This window comes from Streptomyces sp. NPDC006430, from assembly GCF_040612395.1.
In the GTDB taxonomy this organism is placed as follows: Bacteria; Actinomycetota; Actinomycetes; order Streptomycetales; family Streptomycetaceae; genus Streptomyces.
Genome location: NZ_JBEXQA010000021.1, coordinates 13,787 through 37,351, shown reverse-complemented (window position 1 = coordinate 37,351; position 23,565 = coordinate 13,787). Strand labels below are relative to the sequence as shown.

Below are 23,565 nucleotides of genomic sequence, written 5' to 3'. Positions count from 1 at the left end.
CTTTCCATAGCTTTTCTGGGCCATTTGCTCTGCCATGACACTTCAACTTATGAAGTTGAAAGGAAACGCCTCCGCGTTGTTGGAGGAGCCCGTCAGATTCAGTTCACCCTTCGCCTCGACCTCGTACGGAGTCACGGCCCGCGGCGTCATCGGGCCGGAAGGCGGCGCCGACGCCGTAGAGCCCGTGGGCAATGACGCCCTCGCGGATCCAGACCCAGCCCTGGTGCTCACGGATTCCTTGCCTGCCGAGCCAGGCACCGCCGATCTCCAAGAAGCCGGTGACGACGAACAGGGCCACGGAACGAGCGACGATCACGCAGGTGAGCCTTCGCCGGTCGGTAATGGAGAGCCCCACGGCGTCGTGCGTGCACGAGCAGCAGCGGCGGCGCGGCCGGGCTCCAGCAAGGTGGAGTCGAGCCGTGGGCATCCTCGATGACCTCACGCGCGGTACGCGACGCCGGGCATGCCGCGCTCCGCGGTGCGAACCGCACGGACGTGACGCAGGAGCCCATCGGCCGTTGTTCCCGGTATGGACGACACGCTGGACCTGCTGGACGTGCTGCTCGACGGAGTGACCGAGCCGCGCCTGAAGCTGATCAGCGGCGACGAGGGACGGGCCCTGATGGTCCTCCTCGGGCTGCTCGACGACGACACTCAGCCCGAGGAGGTGCGCAGGGCGGCGGGTGAGATGCGGGTCCGCCTCGCATCCCGCCTCGCCGGAACCGGCGACGGTCCCGTTGCCCGCGGGACACGGCACGTGGGCGAATGCGCGTACGTCCGTGCACCCGCCAAGGGTTCACCCAACTCGGGAGCGTCGGCACCGCAGTTCGGGGCATGATGCTGCGACACAAGGGCCTCGTTCGCGCACCGGTGCCCGCCGCGTGTCCGTCCCGTTCCGCCGTCCAGAGGGTGAAGAGACGCATGCTCGACTTCCTGGGGGCCTTCTCGATCTGGCTGGTGCAGATGGTGGGGGCATGGGTCCTGGCTGCCGTCGGTCTCCTGCTGCCCCTCCTGCGCACCTCCTTCTCGCGGTTCGCCCTGGCCCGCTCCCTCGCCACGTCCGGGGTGGTGCTGGCGCTGGCCTACCGGTACGGCTTCACCGCCGACGGGTTCTCCGGCCTGGTGGACACCATCATCGGCAAGTACCTCGTCATGGGCGCCGCCGCTGCGGTCGCCCTGGTCGTGGTAAGTGCGGTCTATGTGGCATTCGGGCGCCCGCGCGCCCGAAGGGACCGCCTGCGGAGGCTCTTCGTTCGACGCACCGACGACTCCACGATCCCCGGCCCCCTCACCGTGATGCTGCTCCTCCTCGCCACCACCGGATTCCTCGCCTGGGTCATGAAGGCCACCGAGGCGTACGAGAACGACCTCATCGGGGTGCTGAGTTTCCTCATCGTGTTCCTGCCGGCCCTTGCGTTCCTGCTGCTCGTCCCGTTCAGCGTCGCCGGTACCGTCTTCAATGCGGCGAACGCCCACCCGGCCCTGCCGCCGTTGGCCGCCCCGTTCGTGGCGGGGGCGGCGGTGCTCGCCGACCGGTTCCTCGACGGGGTCATCGCCACCCCCGAGAACCTCAAGGACCCCCTCGCCCTGGCCGGTCTCCTTGTGGTAGTGGCCACCAGCGCGGTCGAACTCTTCCTCCTCCACCAGCGCGGCCACGGCCTCACCCGCGACCCGGACGGCGAGGTCTGGCGCCCGGAGTGACACGGGCGGTGAGGGGCCTCCTCGTACGCGTTGCCCAGCACAGGGAAGGATCGAGTCGCACTCGTGTCGGGCCGTCAGCCAGTGCCGCCCGCACAGGAGTTCACGATCCTAACCGGCCCCAGTTCTGCAGCGCCCACCGTCTCGACGGTGCCGTTCGGCCGTCTGATTCGCAGTCCGCGCTCGGTCGTGGAGTCGAGGAGCGTTCCGCACACCGTGGAGTCGTCCGCGCGGGTCACCTCGACGAACGCCCCTGCGGGCGCGGTCCGCGGCCAGAACCAGATGCACCCGAGCGCCACCACCAGGGCGGCCAACGCCGCCAGGGCCCATCGCACACCCCGGCGGAGCTGGGCCGCGGCCTGCGAGAGATGGGTGCGCCGACCCGCGAACCACGTGGTCAGCAGTTGGTCGTTGCCGAGGTCGACCACCACGGGCCACCCGTAGGCCGCTCGATAGGACTGCGTGATCGCTGCCGCTGCGAAGGCGGCGGCCAGCAGTGCGGCGCCCCCGGCACAGCCCCTCGCCCAGGGGCTCAGGCCGGTGAAGGCGTCCTTGCCCACCACCACCCCGGTCAGGCCGAACAGTCCGACCAGCGCCGTCACCGCCGCGATCCACTTCTCGGCCGACGACCGGAGCCTGCTCTCCTCCGCGGTCGTCACCTCCTGCACCGCGCGCAGGGCCGGCAGCAGTGAGGCGTCCGTGGCGGCGCGGACCGGGACGACCGCTCCTTCGTCCAGGGCGATCGTGACGAGCCACCAGCTGCCGCAGCTCATGACCGGCTTCGCAGATCCGTTCGCATGGGCGACATTGCAGGCGCAGTCGCAGATCCTGGTCATCCGAGCGGTCGGCGGTGGCAGGGGCGCCGGCGTGGCCTCTCCCGCCCCCGCCGCCCTTTCGGCGTAGTCCAAGGTCAGGACGGACTCCTCCACGTTCTGCCGGGTGAGATGACCACAGTTGGGACACGGCCCGAAGACGGCCAGGATGCGGCCGTCAGCCGCCCGCTCCACCCTCCAGCCGAGCAGATCCTCGTCCGTGACCAGGTGCTGCTCGTAGCGGAAGGGCAACGCGTCGTTCGCCATGCCACCAGGGTGCGGGCATCCGTACGACGCGGCCTGCCCATGCCGCCGAACGGTGCACCGCGCGTTCCGTCGCCGAGCCGCCGAGCCGCCGCCCGCCTGCCCACCCGGCGGTCCTACGGGCACCGGGCGGGGCCGTAGCCCGGGCTTCACCCTCCCCCGTGCCAGCGGTGGTCGTGTGTCCGGTGGGCCTCGGTCAGCCCGTCGCGGAAGAACCGCTCGTAGTAGCCGTTCTCCAGGTGATGGGCCTGCAGCCACACACCCGGTGCGTGGATGGTGTCGCAGTGCGCGGGGAACCGTCCGTGGGTCTCGTAGACGTAGGTGCAGATGTCCCGCGTACAGGCGATGACGTCGGCGGAGTAGTTGCTGGCCTCGTGGAGGTACTGGCTGCCGAAGTCGCCCCGGTAGATGCGGGCGAACAGCCCCTCGTCGCTGTAGACGCCCGCCGGCCCGAACTTGCCCGCGACGACGGCGTCGACCGCGTCGCCCATGCTGTCGTAGTTGGGCGGGCACATCGCCTTGATCAGGTGTTCACCGTTGTGCCGGAGGCCGACGGTGGTCGCCCGCAGGGTCGAATAGCGCGGGAGCGGTACCTGCCAACGCAGGATGTCTGCCGGCTTCCACCGCGGCGTGGCCCAGTCGAAGGCGAGCATGGGGCCGTAGGTGGGGCGGAACTTCGGGTCGCCCAGCATGATCGGCGGGGCGATCGAGGCGTGGATCCACGCTCCGAGGCCCATGGCGTCCGCGGTGAGCATGAGGTTCTGCAGCAGGAGGTCCGCCTCGATCTGCGTGCGCATGGCCCAGATCACGCCCAGGGGCAGTTTGATGTCTTCGTTCAGGAATCCCGACTTGACCCACTTCCGCACGCCGGCCGAACGGTAGAGGTTCCGGTCGTCGACGATCGACGGCCTTGCCCCTTCGGGCTGGGTCAACAGGTACATCAGCCCGTTGATGTACTGCCGTGACAGGTCCACCACGGGAAAGAGGAGGGTGGTGCCCGGAAGGTTCGACAGGAAACGGTTGGAGTCGAGGTAGGCCGGGAAGTCCCGCTTCCCCTCGGGTACGTCGATGCGGTGGTCGAGCAGCTGCACCTTCGCCTCGGCCGCGCGTGCGCACAGAGTCGCCTCGTCGAACGCCAACGTCGAGCCCTCCGGCGGAGGGGGCAGTTTGCGCAGGAAGTAGGTACCGGTGTCGTTGATCAGGAAGAAGTGGGTGCCCTGGGCGTTGTCGGGGCTGCCGGCGGTCCGGCCGACCATGTTGAGGTTCGGTTTCGCCATGATGGGTGTGCCGTCGCGCGGATCGGCGAAGGGGCGGTCCGGCATGGTCAGGCCGGAGCATCCCGTCACGGCGATGAGGACGGCCTCTTCGAGCTCGGTCAACGGGGTGCGCGGCTCTGCGGACGCCCAGCTCATCGAACCGGCCTCGACCGAGCTTCCCCGGCTGACGCGGTGGGTGCGGCGACGCCAGATCGACGTGAGCAGCGGGTGGTTCATCAGGGCGTCGAGCCCGGCGCCGCTGCGGGTGTTCAGCGGGTCTTCCATGCTGCTGTCCCTTCACGGCGCGTCCGGGCCGGTCCGGCGCTCTGCCAGTCCGCGGGCCTACCGATCCGCGGGCTTGCCGGTCTGCCAGCCCGTCGGGTTCTGGCCGGCTGCCCGTCTGCCGTCAGTCGCGCAGGCGGGCTTCGATGGTCTCGACGAGGCCGGCGATGACTCCGTCGGGCGACGGGCTGTAGTGGGGAACGGCCCATCGTGTGATCTTGGCGTCGATCAGGGTGGGGCGGCCGGAGCCCAACGCTTCACGGAACGCCTTTTCGAACTCGTCCAGTGTCTCGACGCGGTAGCCGTCGGCGCCGCACGCCCGTGCGTACGCGGCGAAGTCGGGATTCCGGAATTCGACGAGCCCCGTCTCCCCGTAGGTGGTGAGCTGGAACAGTTTGATCAACTTGAATTCTTCGTCGTCGAAGATGACCCATATGACGGGGACCTCGTGCTCGACGGCGGTCATCAGCTCGAAGCCGGACAGCGAGTAGCACCCGTCGCCGCAACCGACGACGACGGTCCGTTCGGGGTGAGCGATCTTCAGGCCGATGGCGCCGTTGACGTGGCCGGCCATCGGCCCGAAGGAGCCGGCCTTGCGGAAGTGCTGTCCCTCCTCAAGCTCCACGTAGTAGCTGAGCCAGGCGAGATGTGCGCCCGCGTCGGCGAGCAGGACGCCCTGTGGGGGGAGCAGCCGGCCGATCGACTGGGCCAACTCCCCCGGGTGGATCTTTCCGGTCAGGTGGGTGATGTGACGGGCCTCGTAATCCCGACCGTCCACCTCGACCGGCGCAACGTCGCCGACCTTTGCCTCCAGCGCGTCGTGGAGAGCCGCCACGGCGAGGCGGGCATCCGAATGCAGCGCGTAGTCGGGCCGGTAGGCCTTCCGGAACTCGGCCTCGGAGATGTTCACGTGGACGAGCACCTTGTTCGCGAAGAGGTCTTCGCGGTAGTTGAACGTGGCGTGCTGGTTCAGGGAGTTGCCGATGCACAGGACGACATCGGCCTCGCGGAACGCCTTCCACGCGCTGGAGTGACCGCTGTCCGCGAAGACGCCCACGGAGAGCGGGTGTCCCTCGGAGACGATGCCCTTGCCGTCCAGCGTGGTGAGCAGGGGAATCTGGAACCTTTCGATCAGCCGTCGCACCTCCGCTCCCGCTCCGCTGCGGATCGCGCCGAAGCCGACGAGCGCCACGATCCGCTTCCGCCTCGCGAGGGCGTCGGTCAGCATCGACGCGATGTCCTCCACGCGTGCCGGGTCCGGGACGACCGGTGCCACGTCCAGCCGGATGTGGCGGAAGTCCGTGACCTCGACGCCGTGGTGGGTGAGGTCCTCGGGGACGTGGATGTGGACCGGTCCGGGCCGTCCCTCGAACGCGATGTTGACGGCTTCCTCCAGCACGTCGCACGTGTCGGCGGCATCGGTCAACAGAAAGGACTTCTTCGTCGTGGCCGCGAACATGGCCCGCGAGTCGGGCGTCCGGTTCAATCCCGAGGTTTCGTTGAGCGAGCCCCAGCCTTGCCATGCTCGTGACGCGTATCCCGAAACGGCCAGGACGGGGTAGGAGTCGGACATCGCCACGGCCAGGCCGGAGAAGAGGTTGAACGCACCGGGTCCGGCCGTGGCGAAACAGAAGCCCAGCTCGTTCGTGTACATCGCGTAGCCACACGCCATGAACGAGGCGGCCTGCTCGTGCCGTGTGATGACCGGCCGGATCCGCTGCGAATGCTTCAGCGCCAGCATCAGGCCGGCGGCGTTCTCACCGGCACCGCCGAACGCGGCCCGCACGCCGATGTCTTCCAGCCCTTTGACGATGGCCTCGTACACCCTCATCGCGTCGCCGTCCCCTCGTTCGCTCGTTCGCTCGTGCTCCTCGTACGGCGATCGAGAGCCCGAGCGGGTGGGACTGCAAGGGAGGCAGTTACGGGCCTTCCGGATCTGACGTCGCACCATGCCGGGTACGGCGGGGTGACCGACCGCGACCCCTGCGGGGGATTGGAGACACCACCGCGCCGCGCGCGCGTGGCCGTCGTACCGTCACCGTGCGCTTACGCTGTCCGGCGTGTTCACGCACACCCGACAGCAGGTCGTGCAGTGCTCCGAAGTCCAGTGTGACAGCAGTCGACGCGTCGCGCTCCTGCACGGGCACCGGTGTTTCGCCGCACGAGCGGGACCGGTGCGTTCGAGTGGCGGGCCCGGTGACGCTGCCCGCGGCGCCCCGCAGGCAGCGAGCCGGACGCCACCCGTCTGCGTTGCTCCGCGCGACGCGGACGCGTCATTGAGTCAAGGTTGCCGTGTGTAACAGAGGTGCCCGCAGGCGCAGCCTCGGGCAGCCGTGCGGCGTTGCCCCGTCGGGGCCTGCAGCCTTGTATGCGGCCGATGGGGTGCGCCTTGGCGAAGAGGTACACATGGACGAGATCCGGCAGTACGAGCACTACGTGGGTGGGCACCCGGAGGTCGAACGGCTCGCTTTCGAGCGGCTCGCCCGCGAGCTCATGCAGGTCCAGCTCACGTCCAAGAAGCGCAGTGGCGCCGCCGGCATCGCTCGGGCGTTCCACGCCAAGGGCGTCCTCGGTGCGGAGAACGCGCGGCTGAGGTTCCTCGACGACCTGCCGCCCGACCTGCGGACCGGCTTCGCAAGTCCTGGTGCCGAGTATCCGGTCACCATCCGGCTCTCCAACGCGAACGGCGCCCGGCAGCCCGACCACGCCCCCGATCTGCGCGGAATGGCCCTGCGCATCGCGGCCGGGCCGGGCGAGGCGCACGACCTCCTCATGACGAGCCATCCGGTCTCGCACGCGCGCAACGCGCGCGAGTTCGTCGCCTTCGCGAAGGCCATGGCGGGAGCCGATTCGACGCCGCGGAAGGCCTTCGCCCTGTTCGTCAGCCTGCCGCTCGCGGTCGGATGGTCCACCGCCGCGCGCATGCGGCGCAACGTGCGGGCCGGTACCCGCCGCACCGTGCGCAGCCTGGCCCTGGAGACGTACTGGAGCCGCGGCGCCATGCTGTGGGGCGACGCGGGACCGGTGCGCTACCAGGTGCGCCCCGCCGCGGACGCTCCGCCGGCCACCGAACCCTCCGGCACCGATCCCGACCACCTGCACCACGAGCTCGCGCGGCGACTGAAAAGGGCGGAGGTCGTCTTCGAGTTGTACGTGCAGCGCTACCTGGACTCCCGCCGCACACCCATCGAGGACGGCTCGGCCGAATGGAAGGAGGCGGACGCGCCCCTCGTACGGGTGGCCACGCTCACCGTCCCGCGCCAGGACATCGACTCCGCCGCGGCTCGCGCCGCAGCTGCCCGGGTCGACCAGCTGGCCTTCAACCCGTGGAACACGACGGAGGCGTTCCGGCCCCTCGGAAACCTCAACCGCGCGCGCAAGATCGCGTACGAGGCCAGCAGCGCCCACCGCCTGGGCCACCGCTTCGCCCCCGTCGAGCCCCGGCGCAACACGTTGCTGGGCGTACCGCTGCGCGGCGCCTTCCGCGGGCTCAACCGGTTCGTCCCCTGGCACCGGCTGCCCACACCCCTCGGTCTGCTGAACCTGGCGGCGCTGCGGCAGCAGCTGCGCCGGTCCAACCTGATCGACACCGAGGTCCGCGAGGCTCCGCCCAGGGCCCGACCCGTGCCCGAGCCCGTCGACGAGGACATGCGGGTCGCGCGTAGTTACGACGGCAGCTACAACGACCTGTCCGCACCGGGGATGGGCGCCGTCGGGGCCGCCTTCGGCCGCAACCTTCGCCCCGACTACCGACCGGATCTGTTCGACGTACCCAACCCGGTCACCGTCAGCAGGGAACTGCTGCACCGGGACGCCTTCATCCCCGCGCGTTCCCTCAACATCCTGGCCGCCGCCTGGATCCAGTTCCAGGTGCACGATTGGGTCAACCACAAGCGCTACCCGACCGGCACCCGGACCGTCGAGGTTCCGCTCCCACCCGGCGTCACGTGGAAGAACACACCGGGGGGACGGCAGGAGAAGGTGATGCGCTTCGCCGAGAACGAAGGGCTGTACCCGCTCGACGGGACAGGGCCACCCACGCTCTTCGGCAACGTGGCGTCCCACTGGTGGGACGGCTCGGAGATCTACGGCGGCGACAAGGACTCCGCGGTGTCGCTGCGCGAACCGGACGGTGGTGCCGCACTGCGGCTGGAGGACGGGCACTTGCCGGTCGGGCCGGACGGTCTGCCGCTGACCGGTTTCGCGGAGAGCTGGTGGTACGGCCTCAGTGCCATGCAGACCCTCTTCGCCCGCGAGCACAACGTCGTCTGCGAGGCGCTGCGGCAGGAGTACCCGCTGTTGGACGAGGACCGTGTGTACCACACGGCGCGGCTGGTCGTCTCGGCCCTCATCGCGAAGATCCACACTGTCGAGTGGACCCCCGCGATCCTCGCCACTGAAGTGATCGACATCGGGCTGAAGACCAACTGGCAGGGGCCGCCGAAGAAATGGCTCGAACAGTTGGGGTTGTGGCTCTTCGAGTCGCACTCGCTGACCGGCATCCCCAAGACCCTGCCGGATCACCACGGCGTTCCGTACTCGCTCACCGAGGACTTCGTCACCGTCTACCGCATGCACCCGTTGCTCCCCGACGACTACGAGATCATGGACCACCGACTCGGTCGACGTCTGGACACGCTCGGCTTCAACGACCTCCAGGGCGCCGCTGCGGAAGCGCTGATGCGCAAGACCGGTCTGGCCAATTCGCTGTACACGCTGGGCACGGCTCATCCCGGGGCGATCACCCTGCACAACTACCCCCGATCGCTACAAGCGTTCGAGCGCGACGGCGAGATCATCGACCTGTCCGTGGTCGACCTGGTGCGCACCCGGCGCCGCGGTGTTCCCCGGTACAACGACTTCCGGGCGGGTCTGCGCAAGCCGCGGCTGCGGCGGTTCGAAGACCTGTCGTCCGATGCGGAGACGGTCGCGCGCCTCAAGGAGGTGTACCGCGATGTCGATGACATCGACACCATGGTCGGCCTCTTCGCCGAGAACCCTCCCCAGGGCTTCGGTTTCAGCGACACCGCCTTCCGCATCTTCATCCTGATGGCGACCCGCCGTTTGCAGAGCGATCGATTCCTCACGGTCGATTTCAGACCGGAGGTGTACACACCCTTGGGCATGGACTGGATCGAGCGCAACGGCATGACGAGCGTGGTGCTGCGGCACTGCCCCGAGTTGGCGGGCTCCATGCCGCGCACGGCGAGCGCCTTCGCGCCCTGGCGCGCGGCCCCTGCGAGGAACGGCGACGGAAGTCGCGGTTGATGCCGTCCCCCGTCGCTCCTGTACGGACCGCTGGTCATCCCTCCCGTCCGTCGGCGGCTTACGGGAGGGATCAAGTGGGCGTGCTGACCGCCCTGAGCTTGACCGTCACACCGTGTCAGGGTCTTCACTGGACGGCGTGATGTGCGGCGCCGTTGCAGCCGCCCATCGCTTCCTGACCGAAGAAGACAGGACGACTGTGACGCACTACATCGGCTCCGGCCCGTACTGCTACGCCAACTCCCTGGCCATGGTGCTCGGCGAGGCTGCCCCGCCGGCGGTCATCGAGGTGCTGACCGGCTCGCCGTTCGGCTTCGAGTTGATCGGCGGCACTCTGCCGCTGTTCGATCCCTACGGCTGGGACCCGGACCTGGGCCTGGACGCGGCCATCGCCCTGCTCGGTGCTCGCTGCGTGCGTACCAGCGGCGGCACGGCCGAGGAGGCTGAGGAGCGGCTGCGCGACTCATCCGCCCGAGGCCCCGTCCTGGTCGGCCCCCTCGACATGGGGCTACTGCTGCACCAGCCGGGCACACCCACCTCCGACGGTGGCGACCACTTCGTGGTCGTCCTGGAAGTCGAAGGGAGCACGGTGGTCTTCCACGACCCGCACGGTCACCCCCATGCAACGCTCCCGGTCGCGGACTTCCTCGCCGCGTGGGAAGCGAAGGCGGTCGGCTACGTCGACGCCCCGTACGTGATGCGCGCCGGCCTCGTCCAGGAACGGACGGTCACACCGCAGGAGGCACTGCGACAGTCACTGCCCGATGCGGAGCGGTGGCTGGCGGGTCGCGACGACCGGCCGGTGCCGCCGGGGACGCTCGGAGGCGCCGCCGGCGTGGAGGCCTTGGCCGCCCGAGCGGACCGAGGACTCGACGGGGGCACGCGCGGGTTCCTGGCGCACTTCGCGATCAGAGTCGGCGCGCGCCGACTCGCGGACGCCGCGCACTGCCTGGACTCGCTGGGGCTCCCCGATGCGGCGGCGGTCGCGGCCGGGCAGTCGCGGCTGATCGGTGGCCTCCAGTACCCCCTGGTCACGGGTGACGACCGGGCCCTGGCGGACGGTCTGCGCCGGTTGGCTCCGAGCTACGAGCGGCTGCGGACCACGCTCGCGTCCCGCATTGCCTGAGGGGGCTGGTGCGGGGCGTGACGTGACGTGACAACGCCGCGGGAGTTGGTCGAGGGTGTGGCCCCCCCCGTGGACCGCCCACCAGGAGTCGGTCCACGGGAGCGGCGCCGCGGCGGACGGGCCGGCGCCCAAGGAGCCCCAGCGCCCCGAACGTCCCGCGGAGCGGCCCGGCGAGCGCCGTCCTCACGGCTGATCTGTGGGTTGCCACCGAGCCGGTCCCTAGAGGACGAGTTCGAGGTAGGCGGCCTGCTTCTCCTCACGGGCCACGAGCGCCCTGCGCCACATTTCGAGCGCGAAGGGAGGAATCATGCGGGGCGAGATCTCCTCGGGCAGGCAGAACCGGACCTCGCCGATCTCCGACTCCTGGAGGCTGATGGCCTGCTGCTGCTCCTGGCTGAGCTGGGGGCCGTCGAACACGTAGAAGACATGGGACCCCTCTTCCCTGGTGACCCAGGCGGTGACCAGGAGGTCCCCGACTTCGAGGTCCAGGCCGAGCTCCTCACGGACCTCACGGCGCACGGCGGCGGTGGGGACCTCGCCCTCTTCGAGATGGCCGCCCGGCAGGTTCCACCGCTCCTTGTAGATCGGGTTGACGATGAGCACCCGGCCCTGCTCGTCCCTGATGACTGCGGCGGCGGATGCGGTGGCCTTCATGCGGCCGGCGGACGTGGTCATGAGCTGCTCCTGTGGTGAACGACGATCCAGGACCGTCAAGCCGAGGCGCGGGACTCCCGCACCGCGCCCGCCGGTACGCGCGGCGCAGAGCCGAGCCTCCGCGCACAAGCGCACGAACATGATCCATCACGCCTCGGCGGCCCGGGCCACGTGCCCTCCCCCGCGGTCCAGCACACCGTCCGGGCCGCGCCGGGTGCTGCAAGTGTTTTGCGATGACTGAACCCTCCGACCGGCCGGTTCCGGCCAACCTCTGCGTCCCACCACCCCAGGGGTGCGGCCCCAGCCCGACACGAGGACCGGGCAGGCCGCGGCCGCCGTGACGGAAAGGTCGGCCAGATCCCGCTGCTCCGGCCGCCGGCCTGCGCTCTACTCGCCTCCTCCAGTTCCCTCGTCCCGCGAAATCCCTCCGCACGCCGTGCGGCCGGGCTTCCTCGCCATGCCCGTGGTCGAGCGAACTGGCCTCCATCACAACCCAGTTGAAGGAGCAGCCGAGTGTCCGAGAAGCAGGTCGAGCAGCCGAAACCCGCAGCACCTCCCGCCCCGCCCGAGTTCAAGTACACCTGGGGCCAACACAACCAGACCATGGAATCGCTGTCGCTCGGGCAGATGGCCCGGCGCGTTCCTTCCGCCCTCGCCCAGACGGCCCGCCTCGCTCTCGCGGTCAATCGAAGCGCCTTCTACGTGCTGGTCGCCGCCCAGGTCCTTGGCGGGATCTGTACGGCTGCAGCGCTGGCCGCGGTGTCTCGCGCGATGGTTCCGCTGCTGAACGGCGGCAGCGTCGAGGACCGCATCTCGGACGCGGCCTGGCCACTGGTCCTCGCCGCCGCGATGACCGCCCTCGGCGCACTGTCCTCCGTCGCCTCGGGGAGCGCGGCCCGCCGCCTCACTCCCGGCATGGCGACCCTCGCCGACCTCGCGATGGTCGACGCCCACATGGACGTGGAGCTCGCCGCCTACGACGCCCCCGACTTCACCGAGCGCTCCGAGGCCGCCGAGACCGGTTCCGCACGCTCCTCGATGCTCCTGCAGGACGCCCTCGGCTTCACCGGCGGCCTCATCGACATGGTGGCCGTCGCCTCGGTCCTCACGGTCGTGCACCCGGTTCTGCTGCCCCTGCTCCTGCTGTCAGTGATCCCCCGCGGCCTCGGGTCGGTCTACGCCGCCCGCCTCGACTACACCCTCCACAACCAGACGGTCGCCTCCCGGAACATCAAGCACATGATGCGCTGGCACCTGACCACCCCGAAGCTCGCCGACGAGCTGCGGGGCAACAGCATGCGGCCGTACGCCCACCACTGGTACGCGGCTGTGTGCGAGCGCATCGACTCCAAGATGGTCGGCTCGGCGCCCCGGTACCTGACCGTGTACCTGATCGCTGCAACCGCCTCCGGCGTCTTCGTCGTCGCGACGTACGGCGCACTGGCCGGACTCGTCGTCGGCGGGTACATGGCCCTGGCCGCGGCCGGCACGGCGATCGTCGCCATGCGCACTTCGACCGCCGCCCTCAGCTCGCTCGTCGTATACGGCGCGGCCATGTTCCAACACGCGCTCTACCTCGGCGACTACGCGAGTTTCGTCAAGGAGGCCGCCGAGCAGTCCGGGCCGCGCGGCCCGCAGGTGATGGAGGCCGCGCCGGAGAAGATCCGGCTGGAGGAGGCCACGTACACCTACCCGGGCAAGGACGCGCCCGCACTCGGACCCGTCTCCCTCACCCTGAGTCGGGGCGAGGTCGTCGCCGTCATCGGGGAGAACGGCGCCGGGAAGTCGACTCTGATCCGGCTCCTGACCTCACTGACGGCCCCGACGTCCGGCACCGTCTCCTGGGACGGCGTGCCGACCTCCGAGGCCGACCAGCGCACGGCGTGGCAACACGTCGGCCTGGTGACGCAGAGCTACGGCTACTGGCCGTTCTCCGCAAGGGAGAACATCACGCTCGGCCAGCCCGATCCGCGGGGCGAGACCGCCGTCTGGGAGGCTCTGGACGCCGTCGGGATGCGCAAGGCCGTCGAGGACTTCCCCGCTGGTCTGGACACCCTGCTGGCCCGCTCGGTCTGGGGCGGTCACGAGCCCTCCGGCGGACAGTGGCAGCGCTTGGCCTGCGGACGTGCCTTCCACAGGAGGCCGGGCCTGCTGGTCATGGACGAGCCGACGAGTGCGATGGACCCACGGGGAGAGCACAAGGTCTTCTCCGGCCTGCGGGACATGAAGGAGGACCGCATCACGGTGATCGTCACGCACCGGATGGAGAACTGCCGTCTGGCCGACAGGATCGTGGTCCTGGACGGCGGCCGGATCGTGGAACAGGGCACGTTCGCCCAGCTGTTGGCCGTGCAGGGAGGTCAGTTCCGGGAGCTGTACGAACTCTCCCAGGACCGCTGACGCGGTGAGGTGACGCGGGCGTGTGGTCCCCCTGGTTCGCACCCAGGGTTGCGAACCAGGGCACCGGACGCGCACCCCGCACGCCCCGGGAACCCGATGGCGGTACGAGGGAGCCCTGCGCGTACGATTCCTGCTGGTCACACCGCACCCTCGGCAGCACCCAACGCCGCCACGGGCCGTGCCCCCGAACACAGTTCGCCCGGTACCGCCTCATCGTCGCTGCCTTCACTGCCACTTCCCGCATCCCGGGCGGGAGAACGGAGCACTCTGCATGACCGGCAGCCGTCGAGCGAAAGCGCTCCCCCTGGTCCTGTTGTGGGCGGCGATGACCCTCCTGATGTGGGGCGGGAGACAACTCGGCGATACGCACACCCCGCTGGCGATCTGCGCAGCGAGCTGCGCCCTCCTGCTCGGCCTCGGCGAAGCGGCCGACTGGCTTCGACGCCGCATCCGGCGGCGCCGTGCGGCGCGCAGGTACCCCGGCCTCTGACGCGCGTCGCCTGCCGTCGGCGGCGTCGGAGCCGTCCCACGCGACGGGGTCGGGCCTGCGGGCGGTGTCAGGGGTGGGGATGGGCCAGGCGACCGAGCAGGGACACCGCCTCGCCGAGGGGCACCGCTTCGAAGAAACGCGCACCGAGCGTGACGACGACCCCCAGGGCCGCTTCCGGTTCGGTGAGCGGTCAGGTCGGGCGGGCGGCAGCCGCACGCCCGCCGACGTCCGCGCCCCGCCGTCGACCAGGCGCGACGGGGCGGGGCGGATCTGATAGCCGGCCCGACCTGCGGTTTCCCGGTTGGCCAGCGCGAAGACCTCGGCCGGGCCGGCGACGTCGAGGAGATCGACATCGGGGAAAAGGGCACGCGTGCGGCGCGGCGTGGGAGTACGTTCGGATGTACGGGGTGCGGCCCTGGCCAGCAGGGCCGCGACGGGGGCCGCACCCCGACATCCGAGCCGCGGGGGCCTCGTCTACTTCTTGATCTCGTTGATGCAGAGCACGAACTGCTTGCCCGACCTTCGCCGGGATCCGCTGGTCTGCTCGTGGTAGCCCACGTCGGACTTGCCCTGGCACTTGGCCGTGTCCAGCGTGTTGGGGATCACCTCGACCACCTTGTACGTGGCGTCCGCACCGCCACACTTGACCACCTGCAGGTCGGGGCTCACTGTGGACCCGTTGTTCTTGAGGCAGTCACCGACCTCCGCCTTGTCGGCATCGTCCTGGCTCAGGAAGTAGCCCACCGCGCACACGATGAGGGCGATCACGACACCGATGATCTTCAGGATCTTCATGAATCCCATGCCCCCGCCCCGGGACGGTGCAGCGGGCGGCGGCGCGGACCACTGCTGCTGGGGCGGATACATCTGCTGCTGCGGCGCGCCGCCATAAGGGGGCTGACCCTGCTGCGCCGGGTACCCGTACCCCGGCTGGGGCGGGTACCCCTGGGGCGGCTGCTGCGCGTACGGGCCGGGCTGGCCGTACGGACCGGGGCCTTGCTGCGGTGGATAAGTCATATGGGAATCCCCCGTGAACGTGCATTGCATTTCTTGACGTGCGCACGCTATACCAACTGATCACCACCCCTTGAATCCGTGCGGCACGCCACGCCGCGGGCGCTCTCCGTCACTACGCTGCCAGCCGTTCACGACGGGGCGCGCCGGCATGGAACAGGTCGCCGGTGCCAACCCGTGACGGCTTGGCACCGGGTCAGTGGGAGGTCCGGCGCAGGACCAGACTGACGAAGCCCCAGGTGTCGCGGTAGGTGCGCAGCCATTCTGAGCGGCGGGTGGCGGCCACTGCGAGCGCCTCGGAGCTGTTCGGATCGGCGGGGTGGTCCAGGGCCCAGGAGGCCAACGACCCCCAGCAGGCCCACTCGTAGTCGTCCAGTTCGCGGCGCGTGCTGACGTGCCCGTGGACGGGCGTCCAACCGTCGGCGGTGACGCGGTCCACGGTGCTGGCCAGGTCGGTGAAGTCGCCCAGCATCTCTACGGCTTCCTGGGTGGGCTCACGGTCCCAGAACCCCTCACCGATCAGGACACGTCCGCCCGGGGCGAGGTGTTCGCGGGCTGCCGCGAGGGTCGGGAGCAGTCCTCCGAAGGCATGGGCGGCTCCGAAGCTGAGCACCACGTCGAACCGGTGCGGGGAGGTGAAATCGGCGGCCTTCCGGTGATGGAGGACCAAGCGCTCCTCGACCCCGAGCCGGCTCGCGGCGTGACGGGCGTCCGCCAGGGCGCTCTCGGAAATGTCGACGCCCTCGGCGTGCAGGTCCGGGTGTGCGGACAGCGCCCGCAGGAGCCACTCCCCTGCGCCGCAACCGAGGTCGAGCACGCGCTCGTCACCGCGGGTGATGCCGCGATCCAGGAGTTGGCGCACCGACTCGTCGTCGAGCGGGGATTTTATCGGATGGTCGGCGTGGGCGATCCTGGAGATCTCTTCATGGTTCACCGGCGCATCGTGACAGCGCCGGACGGACCGCGCACCTGCTTTTGGTGCGCGCCCGCCCCGGTCCCGCGGGTACGCCACCGCTCGGACGACCTGGCCGCTTCCCGGGCACTCGATGACGGCGGACCCAGCGGGTGCGCGGTCCGTCCGGATGGGGGAAGCTGGACGTGGCCGCAGTGCCGGCAACGTGACCGACGGGCGAGGAGGGTCTCATGGACGCCTCAAGAGGCGGCGGGGCCGGTCGCGCCCGGTCCGCGGTACGCAATGCCGCACTGCTCTGCGCAGCGGCGGGTCTGGCTGCGGGAGCCGCGCCGGCCTCGGCGCGGGCTCCGGCCGCACCGGATCCGGTCGTGGTCGTCGACTGCTCCTCGCAGGCTCAGGTGCGCCCCGAGGAGTACGTGCTGGCCTGCGGGGACGGCAACAATCAGCTCATCAGGCTCCGTTGGGACACCTGGGGACCGCAGACCGCGACGGCCACCGGCACCGACATGGTGAACGACTGCCGCCCCTACTGTGCGGCGGGCCGCTTCCACCCGTACCCGGTCAGGGTCACCCTGGGGAACCCGCAGCGCTGGCCCGATCATCCCGACCTCAGGCGCTTCACCACGATCCGGCTCCTGTATCCCGAGGCCGCACCGGCCCCGGTCGCGAAGGACGTGACGTACAAGCTCGTGTACTGAGTCGAGTCGTCGGTCACCGTCATTGCGTCGTGCCGCTCGGGGTGGGGGCGGGTCCGGTGGGGAGCGAGAGGCCGGAGTAGACCTGGTTGAGGACGGTGGGGAGCAGGGCGTTCGCCGTGGTCCGACCGTCGGGCGACAGGGTCAGGTTCGTCCAGATCACGAGGGTGACGTCGTTGCCCGGGTCGTGGCCGATGAAGGAGTTGAAGCCCGGGAGTTCACCCCCGTGGTAATACATGGCGGCGTTCGGGCCGAAGCGCTGGTAGCTGATGCCGTAGCCGTACTTCTGCCCTTCGGGCGCGGCCGGGTCCTCGGACTGCAAGCTGTGGAGCCACTGTTGCTGGGCCGCGGCGTTCAGCACCTTGCCGGTCACGAGCGACCGGATCCACGTGCCCAGGTCGTCCGCGGTGGAGATGGCGCCGCCGGCAGCGGTGGCGTACGAGGGGTTCTGGTGCGTGTAGTCGACGGGTTGGATCCATCCCTCCCGTGCCGCCCGGCTCAACCCGGTGGGATAGGGCCGGTCGACCAAAGCGTAGGCCGATCCGCCGTACATGTAGCCGTGCGCGTAGGGGGCGGGGAGGGACCGGTCGTCGATGGCGGGCAGGGACGTCCGCTCCATCCCGAGGGGAGCGAACAGTCGGTCCCGGAACTGCTGGGCCAAGGGGTGACCGCCGGCTTTCTCGGCGACCAGGCCCAGCAGCACGTAGTTGGTGTTGCTGTACGCGTAGGCCATGCCGGGCGGGAAGTCCGGTGGGCGACGGAACGCGATGGCCAGGGCCTCCTGCGGCGTCCAGGCCTTCCCCGGATCGGCGTCCAGGGCCGCCGAGAACTCGGGAGCACTCGTGTAGTTGTAGAGCCCGCTCCGCATCTTCAGCAGGTCAGCGATGGTGATCGCCGCGCCGTTGGGCACACCTGGGACGTAGGCGGACACCGGGTCGCTCAAACGGAGCGCACCGTCCTGGGCGAGCAGGTTGATCAGCGCCGCCGTCATGGTCTTGGTGTTGGAGGCGATCCGGAAGTGGTCCCCGGTTCCGGGCGGCTTGGCCGTGCCCAACTCGGTCGTGCCGACGATCGCCCGGAAGGTCCCTTGCGGAGTGCGCAGCCAGACCACCGCGCCGGGGACCATGAGTTCCTTCGCCGCGCGTTCCACGGCGGTCTGGAAGCGGGCTGGATCGATGGGCTTCAGCGCCGCCGGAACGCGAGGAGAGGCGGCTGCCGTCGTTGCCGGCACGGGCGACGCACCCGAGAGCGCCACGGTGTCCGATCCGGGTGGCAGGGCGCAACCCGCGATCAGGAGGGCGGCACAGGGTGCCAGCAGAACCGTGCGGCGGCCCGGGTGCGCGACTCCGGGACGTGCCCTGCTCCGGAGCATGCCGGCCGGGCAGCCTTGGTGGGTTCGAGAATGCGTCATGCCGGCACCACAGCCCTCGCACTCGGCGGTCCGTAATGCGGCAAAGGTGCTGCGGCAGGGCCGCAGAGGCCGATATGGGAAAAATCAACTCATTTTAACAGTTTGGTGAAGGTAGGGCAGGACGGCTCGCTGCTCGGGTCAAAGTGGCGCGCCGCGTTCGGGGCCGGGGACTCGGGTGGGGTGTCAGACGAGGACGTTGACGGCGCGGGCGATGACGAGTCCCAGGATGACCAGGGAGACGAGGGACTGGATGGCCATGACGATCTTGGCCCAGGGGGCGAGTGGCATGACGTCCGTGGGACTCAGCGCGGTGGAATTGGTGAATCCGAGATAGAGGTAGTCGATGTAGTGGGGACGCCAGTGCGTGGCGTTCAGGTCGGGGCTGATCTGTTGGGGAAAGGCCAGTGCGGGAGTGGGGGGCATGTGGTGGGCGCGGGTGGCTGGTCCGCCGCTGTCGAGTTCGAAGTACAGCAAGGAGAACGCGAGGATGGTGGAGACCCAGACACTGCCGCCGACCAGCAGCAGGGCAGTGGCGGAGCTGGTCTCGGCCCCACCGTGGACGATGTCGTCGATCAGCTGAACGGTTGACCAGATGGCGCTGGACGCCAGCACACTGACCAGGGCGATCGACACTCCGCGCAAGGCAGCTGTACGCCGGCTGATCCGACCGGGGTCGCCAGAGATCAGGGCCATCAGGAGCAGGCCCTCGGCGAGGGGGAGCCCCCATCGGGGTCCCAGACGCAGGTCGTCGGGCAGGAGCAGAGTCAGCACCGCGGAGACGACGACGGCTCCGGCCATCGGCCAGCGGGCCTCGGTGTCCACTGCCGGCGCAGGGTCCGGCTCGGGCGCATCGCTCGCATCGTTCGCGTCGAAAGGGTGGTGTCCAGTCATGGCCGGCGGCTGCCCGGGACCGGTCGCGGGTCAGACCGTGCCGTTCGCCGCGGGCAACCGGTGTCGTGGGTTGCGGGCGGCGTCGGTCGCCGGTGACGTCGCGCTCATCTGCGGCTCCTCGGAAGTGACGGTGTGGGCAGCTGCGATGACCAGCCCCTGCTCCCCCGCTCGGCGCGGGGAAGGGCAGGATCTTGGAGGCAACCGTAGACAGAGTTGAGAGGGGCGGCGTGACCGACACGCTCTGGCTCCACAAGCGGACCGCTCTGGGTGGGGCCCGGAACGGCGGGCCCCTGACTCCTCGTGCCCAGCCCCGGCGCCGGGCGGTCCGCGTCTCGGCGTCCGCGAAGAGATCGTCGGCAAGCCCAACGCGTCAGACTTCGATCTGCCACGGGCACGCTCCGACTGCCGTCGGTTCGCCGGTCCCTACAGCGTTGGGGCGTCCTCCCCCTCAAGGACATGCGGCGGCCGGGGCGTCGTGGACGAGGACGCAGATCATCTGCTCGCCCCGCCGGTGATCGGGATAGGTCTCGCGGAGCTCGGCCTCGAAGTCGTTCCACTGGCGGGCATCTCGGCGGTGGCCCCGGCCGTGGCGCGGCGGAAGTTGTCGCCCGTCTTCGAGCGGGCGGAGGCCCCGGTGTCCTTGTTCAGGGCTCGGTTGTGGGATATGCGGCCGTCGTACCGGGAGCCGCCCGCATGGCGCCATCGGGTGGGCCGGCTGAGAATGGGAGCGTCGGAAAGCGCTCGGTCGGCTTGAGCCCTGCCGTATGGGGCTCCCGAGAGAGCTCCATACATTCCGTATCACGGTCGGCAGGTTCATTTCCGATGCGAGGTCCTGCTCTTCGCCCGTTTCGCCCGGCGATCGGGCTCTGCAGGTCGCACACCACTCGCGCAACCTCTTCGAACCGCCGCTGTACCGCGCTGGAGAACGAGGAACGCAGGTGATCGCTCATGTGCCGATGGCTCGCTTATTCGGGAGCGCCCGTTCTGCTCGACACCATCCTGTACAAACCGAAGCACTCGCTGATCGACCAGAGCCTGCATTCCACCATGGGTGTGGAAACGACGAACGGCGACGGGTTCGGCGTCGGATGGTACACGCCGGACGCCAACACTCCGGCGACGCTCCGCGACATCGGCCCCGCCTGGAACAACCGCAATCTGCGCGAGATCGCGGACCACGTCCGCTCCTCCCTGTTCTTCGCCCACATCCGGGCGTCGACGGGAACGGCGGTGCAGCAGACCAACTGTCACCCCTTCCGGCACGGCCGCTGGATGTGGATGCACAACGGCTCCATCGCTGACTTCCACCTGCTGCGCCGCGAGTTGACCCTGCTCGTCGACCCCGCCCTGTATGCCGACATCGAAGGAACGACGGACTCCGAGGTGATGTTCTTCCTCGCCATCACGTTCGGCCTCGACCAGGACCCGCCGGCCGCCGTGGCGCGGATGGCCGGGACCGTGGAGCGCATCGGCCGTGAGCACGGTGTGGAGTTCCCGCTCCAAATGACCGTGGCCGTCACCGACGGCGATCGCATCTGGGCCTTCCGCTACTCCAGCCAGGGCAATTCCAGGTCGTTGTTCTACAGCAGCCGCGTCGACTCGCTGCGCAAGCTGCACCCCGATGTGGCGTTCTTGCAGGAAGCGTCCGACGAAACCCGCCTCATCGTGTCCGAACCCCTCGGTGATCTGCCCGGCGCGTGGAACGAGGTGCCGGAGAGCACCTACGGCGTCGTACAGCCGGGGGCGGACGAGCTGCATCCCTTCGTTCCGGAACCCGCATGACGCTGCGGCGGAACCAGGATCAGGGGGCCAGGCCCCGGGACGACCGACAGGAGACCGGACATGAATGAGACGATGCTGAACCTCGCGGTGGACTATCCGCTGTTGAACGCGTTCTGGACCATGATGATGGTCTTCCTCTGGATCCTCTGGTTCATGCTGCTCTTCCGCGTCATCGGAGACATCTTCCGCGACGACGACCTGAGCGGCTGGGGCAAGGCGGGATGGACCGTGTTCGTCATCATCCTGCCCTTCCTGGGGGTGTTCGTGTACCTGATCGCCCGGGGGCGTGGGATGGGCGAACGCGAGATGAAGCGGGCCCAACAGAACGAGGAGCAGTTCCGCTCCTACGTGCGACAGAACGCGGGGACCACCAGCCAGGCGGAGGAACTCTCCCGGCTCGCCGAGCTCAAGAACCACGGCGACATCACGGCGGCCGAGTTCGAGCGGGCGAAGGCCAGGGTCCTCGCGGCCTGAGACGGGCCCGCGGGGACGTCCGGCGGCCCGTCCCGCCGTGCCCGTTCGTACCGGCAGCGGCCGGGTGGAACTCCGCCCGGCCGCTGCCGGCCGCCGTCTCGCCGCCGCTGCCCGGCGACCACCACGGGCGGAGCGGGCACCCCCCGCGCGCACGACCCGGAGAGGTCCTACAGTCGGAGGAGAGGCACGCCGATGTTCGCGGACATCCGCTCGCTTCGGTGTGGCTCCCCAATTCTCGGGCGCGACAACACTCAGGAGGACGTGCCACATGACCACTGCATCCGAAACCCCCGTCCTGGACACCCTCGCCGCAATGACGGGCGACTCCCTTGAGCGGTGCGGGCTGGCTCCCGACATGCTGCTGCTCACCCGTATCGCGGCCCTCGCGGCCTCGGACGCTCCGCCGATCTCCTACGCCGCCCACATCGACCCCTCCATCAGGGCCGGTGTGACCAGCGAACAGTTGCAGGACGTACTGGTGGCCATCGCCCCCATCGTGGGCACCGCCCGCGTCATGACGGCGGCCGGCAACATCGCCAGGGCGCTCGGCATCGCCATCGCCGTCGCCGAAGCCGAGGCCGAGATGGACGCCCGCGGCTGACGCGGACGCCCGTACGGCACCACTGGACACGGCGCGCGGAGCAGGGACCAGCCGTTCGCGTCCTGAGGTCAGCACGGCCAGTCAGGAGTGCAGCGATGTCCCAGAGCGCGACCACCGCAATGCGCGCGGTGCCCCACAGCACGCCCCAGGAACGCGCGGCCCTCGGCAAGGAGGCCCGCCGCCGGTCGCCGCGGACCGGTCATGCCACGTACCGGCCGTCGCCGGACAGGCCGGATCCGCTGGCGATCCTGGAGGCGCAATCTGCGGAACGCGTACCCGAGTTGGTGCCGATCCGCTACAGCCGGATGGCGGAGTCTCCGTTCCGGTTCTACCGGGGAGCTGCCGCGATCATGGCGTCCGACCTGGCCGGCAGCCCCGACTCGGGAATCAGGGCCCAGTTGTGCGGGGATGCGCACCTGCTGAACTTCCGGCTGCTGGGCTCTCCGGAACGGCGGTTGATGTTCGACATCAACGATTTCGACGAAACGCTGCCCGGTCCCTGGGAGTGGGACGTCAAACGGCTGTCGGCCAGTCTCGTCATCGCCAGCCGGGCGAATGGCTTCGACGAAGCCCAGCGCGCCGTCATCGTGACTTCGGCCGTGCGCTCGTACCGCGAGGCCATGCGCGCCTTCGCCGGCATGGGCAACCTCGACGTCTGGTACGCGAAGATCGACTCGGAACGCCTGGAGGCCCTCACCACCGAACAGCTGCCCAAACGCGGACAGAAGAAACTGGTCGGTGTACTGGCGAAGGCCCGCACGCGTGACACGCTCCAGGTCTTCGACAAGCTCACCGAGGTGGTCGACGGCCACCCGAGGATCGCGGCGGACCCCCCGCTGCTGGTGCCGGTCGCCGACCTGCTGCCAGACGTCGAGCGCAGCGCGCTGGAGCGCCGGTTCCGCAGCCTCGTGGAACGCTACGGCAAGACTCTGGCCGCCGACCGGCGGGCACTCCTGGACGACTACCGGGTGGTGGACGTGGCCCGCAAGGTGGTCGGCGTCGGCAGTGTCGGCACCCGCTGCTGGATCCTCCTGCTGCTCGGCCGGGACGGCCGGGACCCGCTCTTCCTACAGGCCAAGGAAGCCGGAACCTCCGTACTCGCCGACCACCTCGGCGCGAGCCAGTACCGCAACCAGGGCGAACGCGTGGTCTCGGGACAGCGGTTGATGCAAGCGGCCAGCGACATCTTCCTCGGCTGGGAGCGGGTGGACGGGATCGACGGCAAGCGGCGCGACTTCTACTTGCGCCAGCTGCGCGACTGGAAGGGGATCGCCGTGCCGGAAACGATGTCACCCCAACAGCTGGAGGCGTTCGGCACCGTGTGCGGCATCACCCTCGCCCGCGCGCACGCCCGGTCGGGCGACCGGATAGCGATCGCCGCGTACCTGGGCACCAGCGACGTCTTCGACCGGGCCGTCATCACCTTCGCCGAGGCCTACGCCGACCAGAACGAGCGCGACCACCAGGCCTTGGTCGACGCAGTACGCGCGGGCCGGCTGCCCGCGCAGGAACCGACGAAGGCCTGACCGCGCGGTGT

General features: G+C 69.7%; 20 protein-coding genes and 1 pseudogene. 12 read left to right on the top strand and 9 right to left on the bottom strand.

What is annotated here, in order from left to right; translation table 11 throughout:
- Positions 1 to 133 precede the first annotated feature (133 nt).
- Positions 134 to 316 (bottom strand): annotated as a pseudogene (locus ABZZ20_RS25620) (hypothetical protein); the annotation flags it as partial.
- A gap of 213 nt (positions 317 to 529) precedes the next feature.
- On the opposite strand from ABZZ20_RS25620, the gene ABZZ20_RS25615 reads away from it, so the two are divergent.
- Positions 530 to 838, top strand: coding sequence for a hypothetical protein (locus ABZZ20_RS25615; protein ID WP_356873357.1), 309 nt, complete (start codon positions 530 to 532; stop codon positions 836 to 838).
- Between the two features lie 83 nt (positions 839 to 921).
- On the top strand, positions 922 to 1,701 hold the full coding sequence (locus ABZZ20_RS25610) for a hypothetical protein (RefSeq protein ID WP_356873355.1): 780 nt from the start codon (positions 922 to 924) through the stop codon (positions 1,699 to 1,701).
- A gap of 74 nt (positions 1,702 to 1,775) precedes the next feature.
- Here the strand turns inward: ABZZ20_RS25610 and ABZZ20_RS25605 are convergent, their stop codons facing one another.
- The 3 genes from ABZZ20_RS25605 to ABZZ20_RS25595 all read right to left on the bottom strand — a co-directional run bounded on the left by ABZZ20_RS25605 (position 1,776) and on the right by ABZZ20_RS25595 (position 6,143).
- Entirely contained in the window at positions 1,776 to 2,777 is a 1,002-nt protein-coding gene (locus tag ABZZ20_RS25605) for a hypothetical protein (protein WP_356873353.1), read from the bottom strand.
- A gap of 146 nt (positions 2,778 to 2,923) precedes the next feature.
- Positions 2,924 to 4,315: a hypothetical protein gene (locus tag ABZZ20_RS25600; RefSeq protein ID WP_356873351.1), complete on the bottom strand. Its 1,392-nt coding sequence runs from the start codon at positions 4,313 to 4,315 to the stop codon at positions 2,924 to 2,926.
- A 121-nt stretch (positions 4,316 to 4,436) separates the two neighbouring features.
- Entirely contained in the window at positions 4,437 to 6,143 is a 1,707-nt protein-coding gene (locus ABZZ20_RS25595) for a thiamine pyrophosphate-binding protein (protein WP_356873349.1), read from the bottom strand.
- Positions 6,144 to 6,718: 575 nt separating this feature from the next.
- Between ABZZ20_RS25595 and ABZZ20_RS25590 the strand changes: the two genes are divergently transcribed.
- Together ABZZ20_RS25590 and ABZZ20_RS25585 are read left to right on the top strand one after the other, a co-directional pair.
- Positions 6,719 to 9,580 carry a peroxidase family protein gene (locus tag ABZZ20_RS25590; protein WP_356873347.1) on the top strand — a complete coding sequence of 954 codons (2,862 nt, stop codon included), beginning with the start codon at positions 6,719 to 6,721 and terminating at the stop codon, positions 9,578 to 9,580.
- A gap of 196 nt (positions 9,581 to 9,776) precedes the next feature.
- Entirely contained in the window at positions 9,777 to 10,703 is a 927-nt protein-coding gene (locus tag ABZZ20_RS25585; RefSeq protein WP_356873345.1) for a hypothetical protein, read from the top strand.
- A 219-nt stretch (positions 10,704 to 10,922) separates the two neighbouring features.
- On the opposite strand, the gene ABZZ20_RS25580 is transcribed toward ABZZ20_RS25585, so the two are convergent.
- On the bottom strand, positions 10,923 to 11,378 hold the full coding sequence (locus tag ABZZ20_RS25580) for an NUDIX hydrolase (RefSeq protein ID WP_356873343.1): 456 nt from the start codon (positions 11,376 to 11,378) through the stop codon (positions 10,923 to 10,925).
- Positions 11,379 to 11,870: 492 nt separating this feature from the next.
- On the opposite strand from ABZZ20_RS25580, the gene ABZZ20_RS25575 reads away from it, so the two are divergent.
- The 3 genes from ABZZ20_RS25575 (at position 11,871) to ABZZ20_RS25565 (ending at position 14,521) form a co-directional block, all read left to right on the top strand.
- Positions 11,871 to 13,757: an ATP-binding cassette domain-containing protein gene (locus ABZZ20_RS25575; protein WP_356873341.1), complete on the top strand. Its 1,887-nt coding sequence runs from the start codon at positions 11,871 to 11,873 to the stop codon at positions 13,755 to 13,757.
- A gap of 271 nt (positions 13,758 to 14,028) precedes the next feature.
- Positions 14,029 to 14,247 (top strand): hypothetical protein, encoded by a 219-nt coding sequence (locus tag ABZZ20_RS25570; protein ID WP_356873339.1) that lies wholly within the window; start codon positions 14,029 to 14,031, stop codon positions 14,245 to 14,247.
- 79 nt (positions 14,248 to 14,326) lie between these two features.
- Entirely contained in the window at positions 14,327 to 14,521 is a 195-nt protein-coding gene (locus ABZZ20_RS25565; RefSeq protein WP_356873337.1) for a hypothetical protein, read from the top strand.
- A 200-nt stretch (positions 14,522 to 14,721) separates the two neighbouring features.
- On the opposite strand, the gene ABZZ20_RS25560 is transcribed toward ABZZ20_RS25565, so the two are convergent.
- A complete protein-coding gene (locus tag ABZZ20_RS25560) occupies positions 14,722 to 15,264 on the bottom strand; it encodes a hypothetical protein (protein ID WP_356873335.1) in 543 nt (180 codons plus the stop codon).
- A 193-nt stretch (positions 15,265 to 15,457) separates the two neighbouring features.
- Positions 15,458 to 16,195: a class I SAM-dependent methyltransferase gene (locus ABZZ20_RS25555; protein WP_356873333.1), complete on the bottom strand. Its 738-nt coding sequence runs from the start codon at positions 16,193 to 16,195 to the stop codon at positions 15,458 to 15,460.
- A gap of 209 nt (positions 16,196 to 16,404) precedes the next feature.
- On the opposite strand from ABZZ20_RS25555, the gene ABZZ20_RS25550 reads away from it, so the two are divergent.
- Positions 16,405 to 16,872, top strand: coding sequence for a hypothetical protein (locus tag ABZZ20_RS25550; RefSeq protein WP_356873331.1), 468 nt, complete (start codon positions 16,405 to 16,407; stop codon positions 16,870 to 16,872).
- Between the two features lie 19 nt (positions 16,873 to 16,891).
- Here the strand turns inward: ABZZ20_RS25550 and ABZZ20_RS25545 are convergent, their stop codons facing one another.
- Together ABZZ20_RS25545 and ABZZ20_RS25540 are read right to left on the bottom strand one after the other, a co-directional pair.
- Positions 16,892 to 18,100 carry a serine hydrolase domain-containing protein gene (locus ABZZ20_RS25545; RefSeq protein WP_356873329.1) on the bottom strand — a complete coding sequence of 403 codons (1,209 nt, stop codon included), beginning with the start codon at positions 18,098 to 18,100 and terminating at the stop codon, positions 16,892 to 16,894.
- A gap of 363 nt (positions 18,101 to 18,463) precedes the next feature.
- On the bottom strand, positions 18,464 to 19,171 hold the full coding sequence (locus tag ABZZ20_RS25540) for a hypothetical protein (RefSeq protein WP_356873327.1): 708 nt from the start codon (positions 19,169 to 19,171) through the stop codon (positions 18,464 to 18,466).
- Positions 19,172 to 20,119: 948 nt separating this feature from the next.
- On the opposite strand from ABZZ20_RS25540, the gene ABZZ20_RS25535 reads away from it, so the two are divergent.
- From ABZZ20_RS25535 to ABZZ20_RS25520, 4 genes are all read left to right on the top strand, one after another.
- Positions 20,120 to 20,953, top strand: a complete 834-nt coding sequence (locus tag ABZZ20_RS25535) for a class II glutamine amidotransferase (protein ID WP_356873325.1) — start codon at positions 20,120 to 20,122, stop codon at positions 20,951 to 20,953.
- A 60-nt stretch (positions 20,954 to 21,013) separates the two neighbouring features.
- Positions 21,014 to 21,427 carry an SHOCT domain-containing protein gene (locus ABZZ20_RS25530; RefSeq protein WP_356873323.1) on the top strand — a complete coding sequence of 138 codons (414 nt, stop codon included), beginning with the start codon at positions 21,014 to 21,016 and terminating at the stop codon, positions 21,425 to 21,427.
- 268 nt (positions 21,428 to 21,695) lie between these two features.
- Positions 21,696 to 22,028, top strand: a complete 333-nt coding sequence (locus tag ABZZ20_RS25525) for a carboxymuconolactone decarboxylase family protein (protein WP_356873321.1) — start codon at positions 21,696 to 21,698, stop codon at positions 22,026 to 22,028.
- Between the two features lie 95 nt (positions 22,029 to 22,123).
- On the top strand, positions 22,124 to 23,554 hold the full coding sequence (locus ABZZ20_RS25520) for a DUF2252 domain-containing protein (RefSeq protein ID WP_356873319.1): 1,431 nt from the start codon (positions 22,124 to 22,126) through the stop codon (positions 23,552 to 23,554).
- The last annotated feature ends 11 nt before the right edge of the window (positions 23,555 to 23,565 follow it).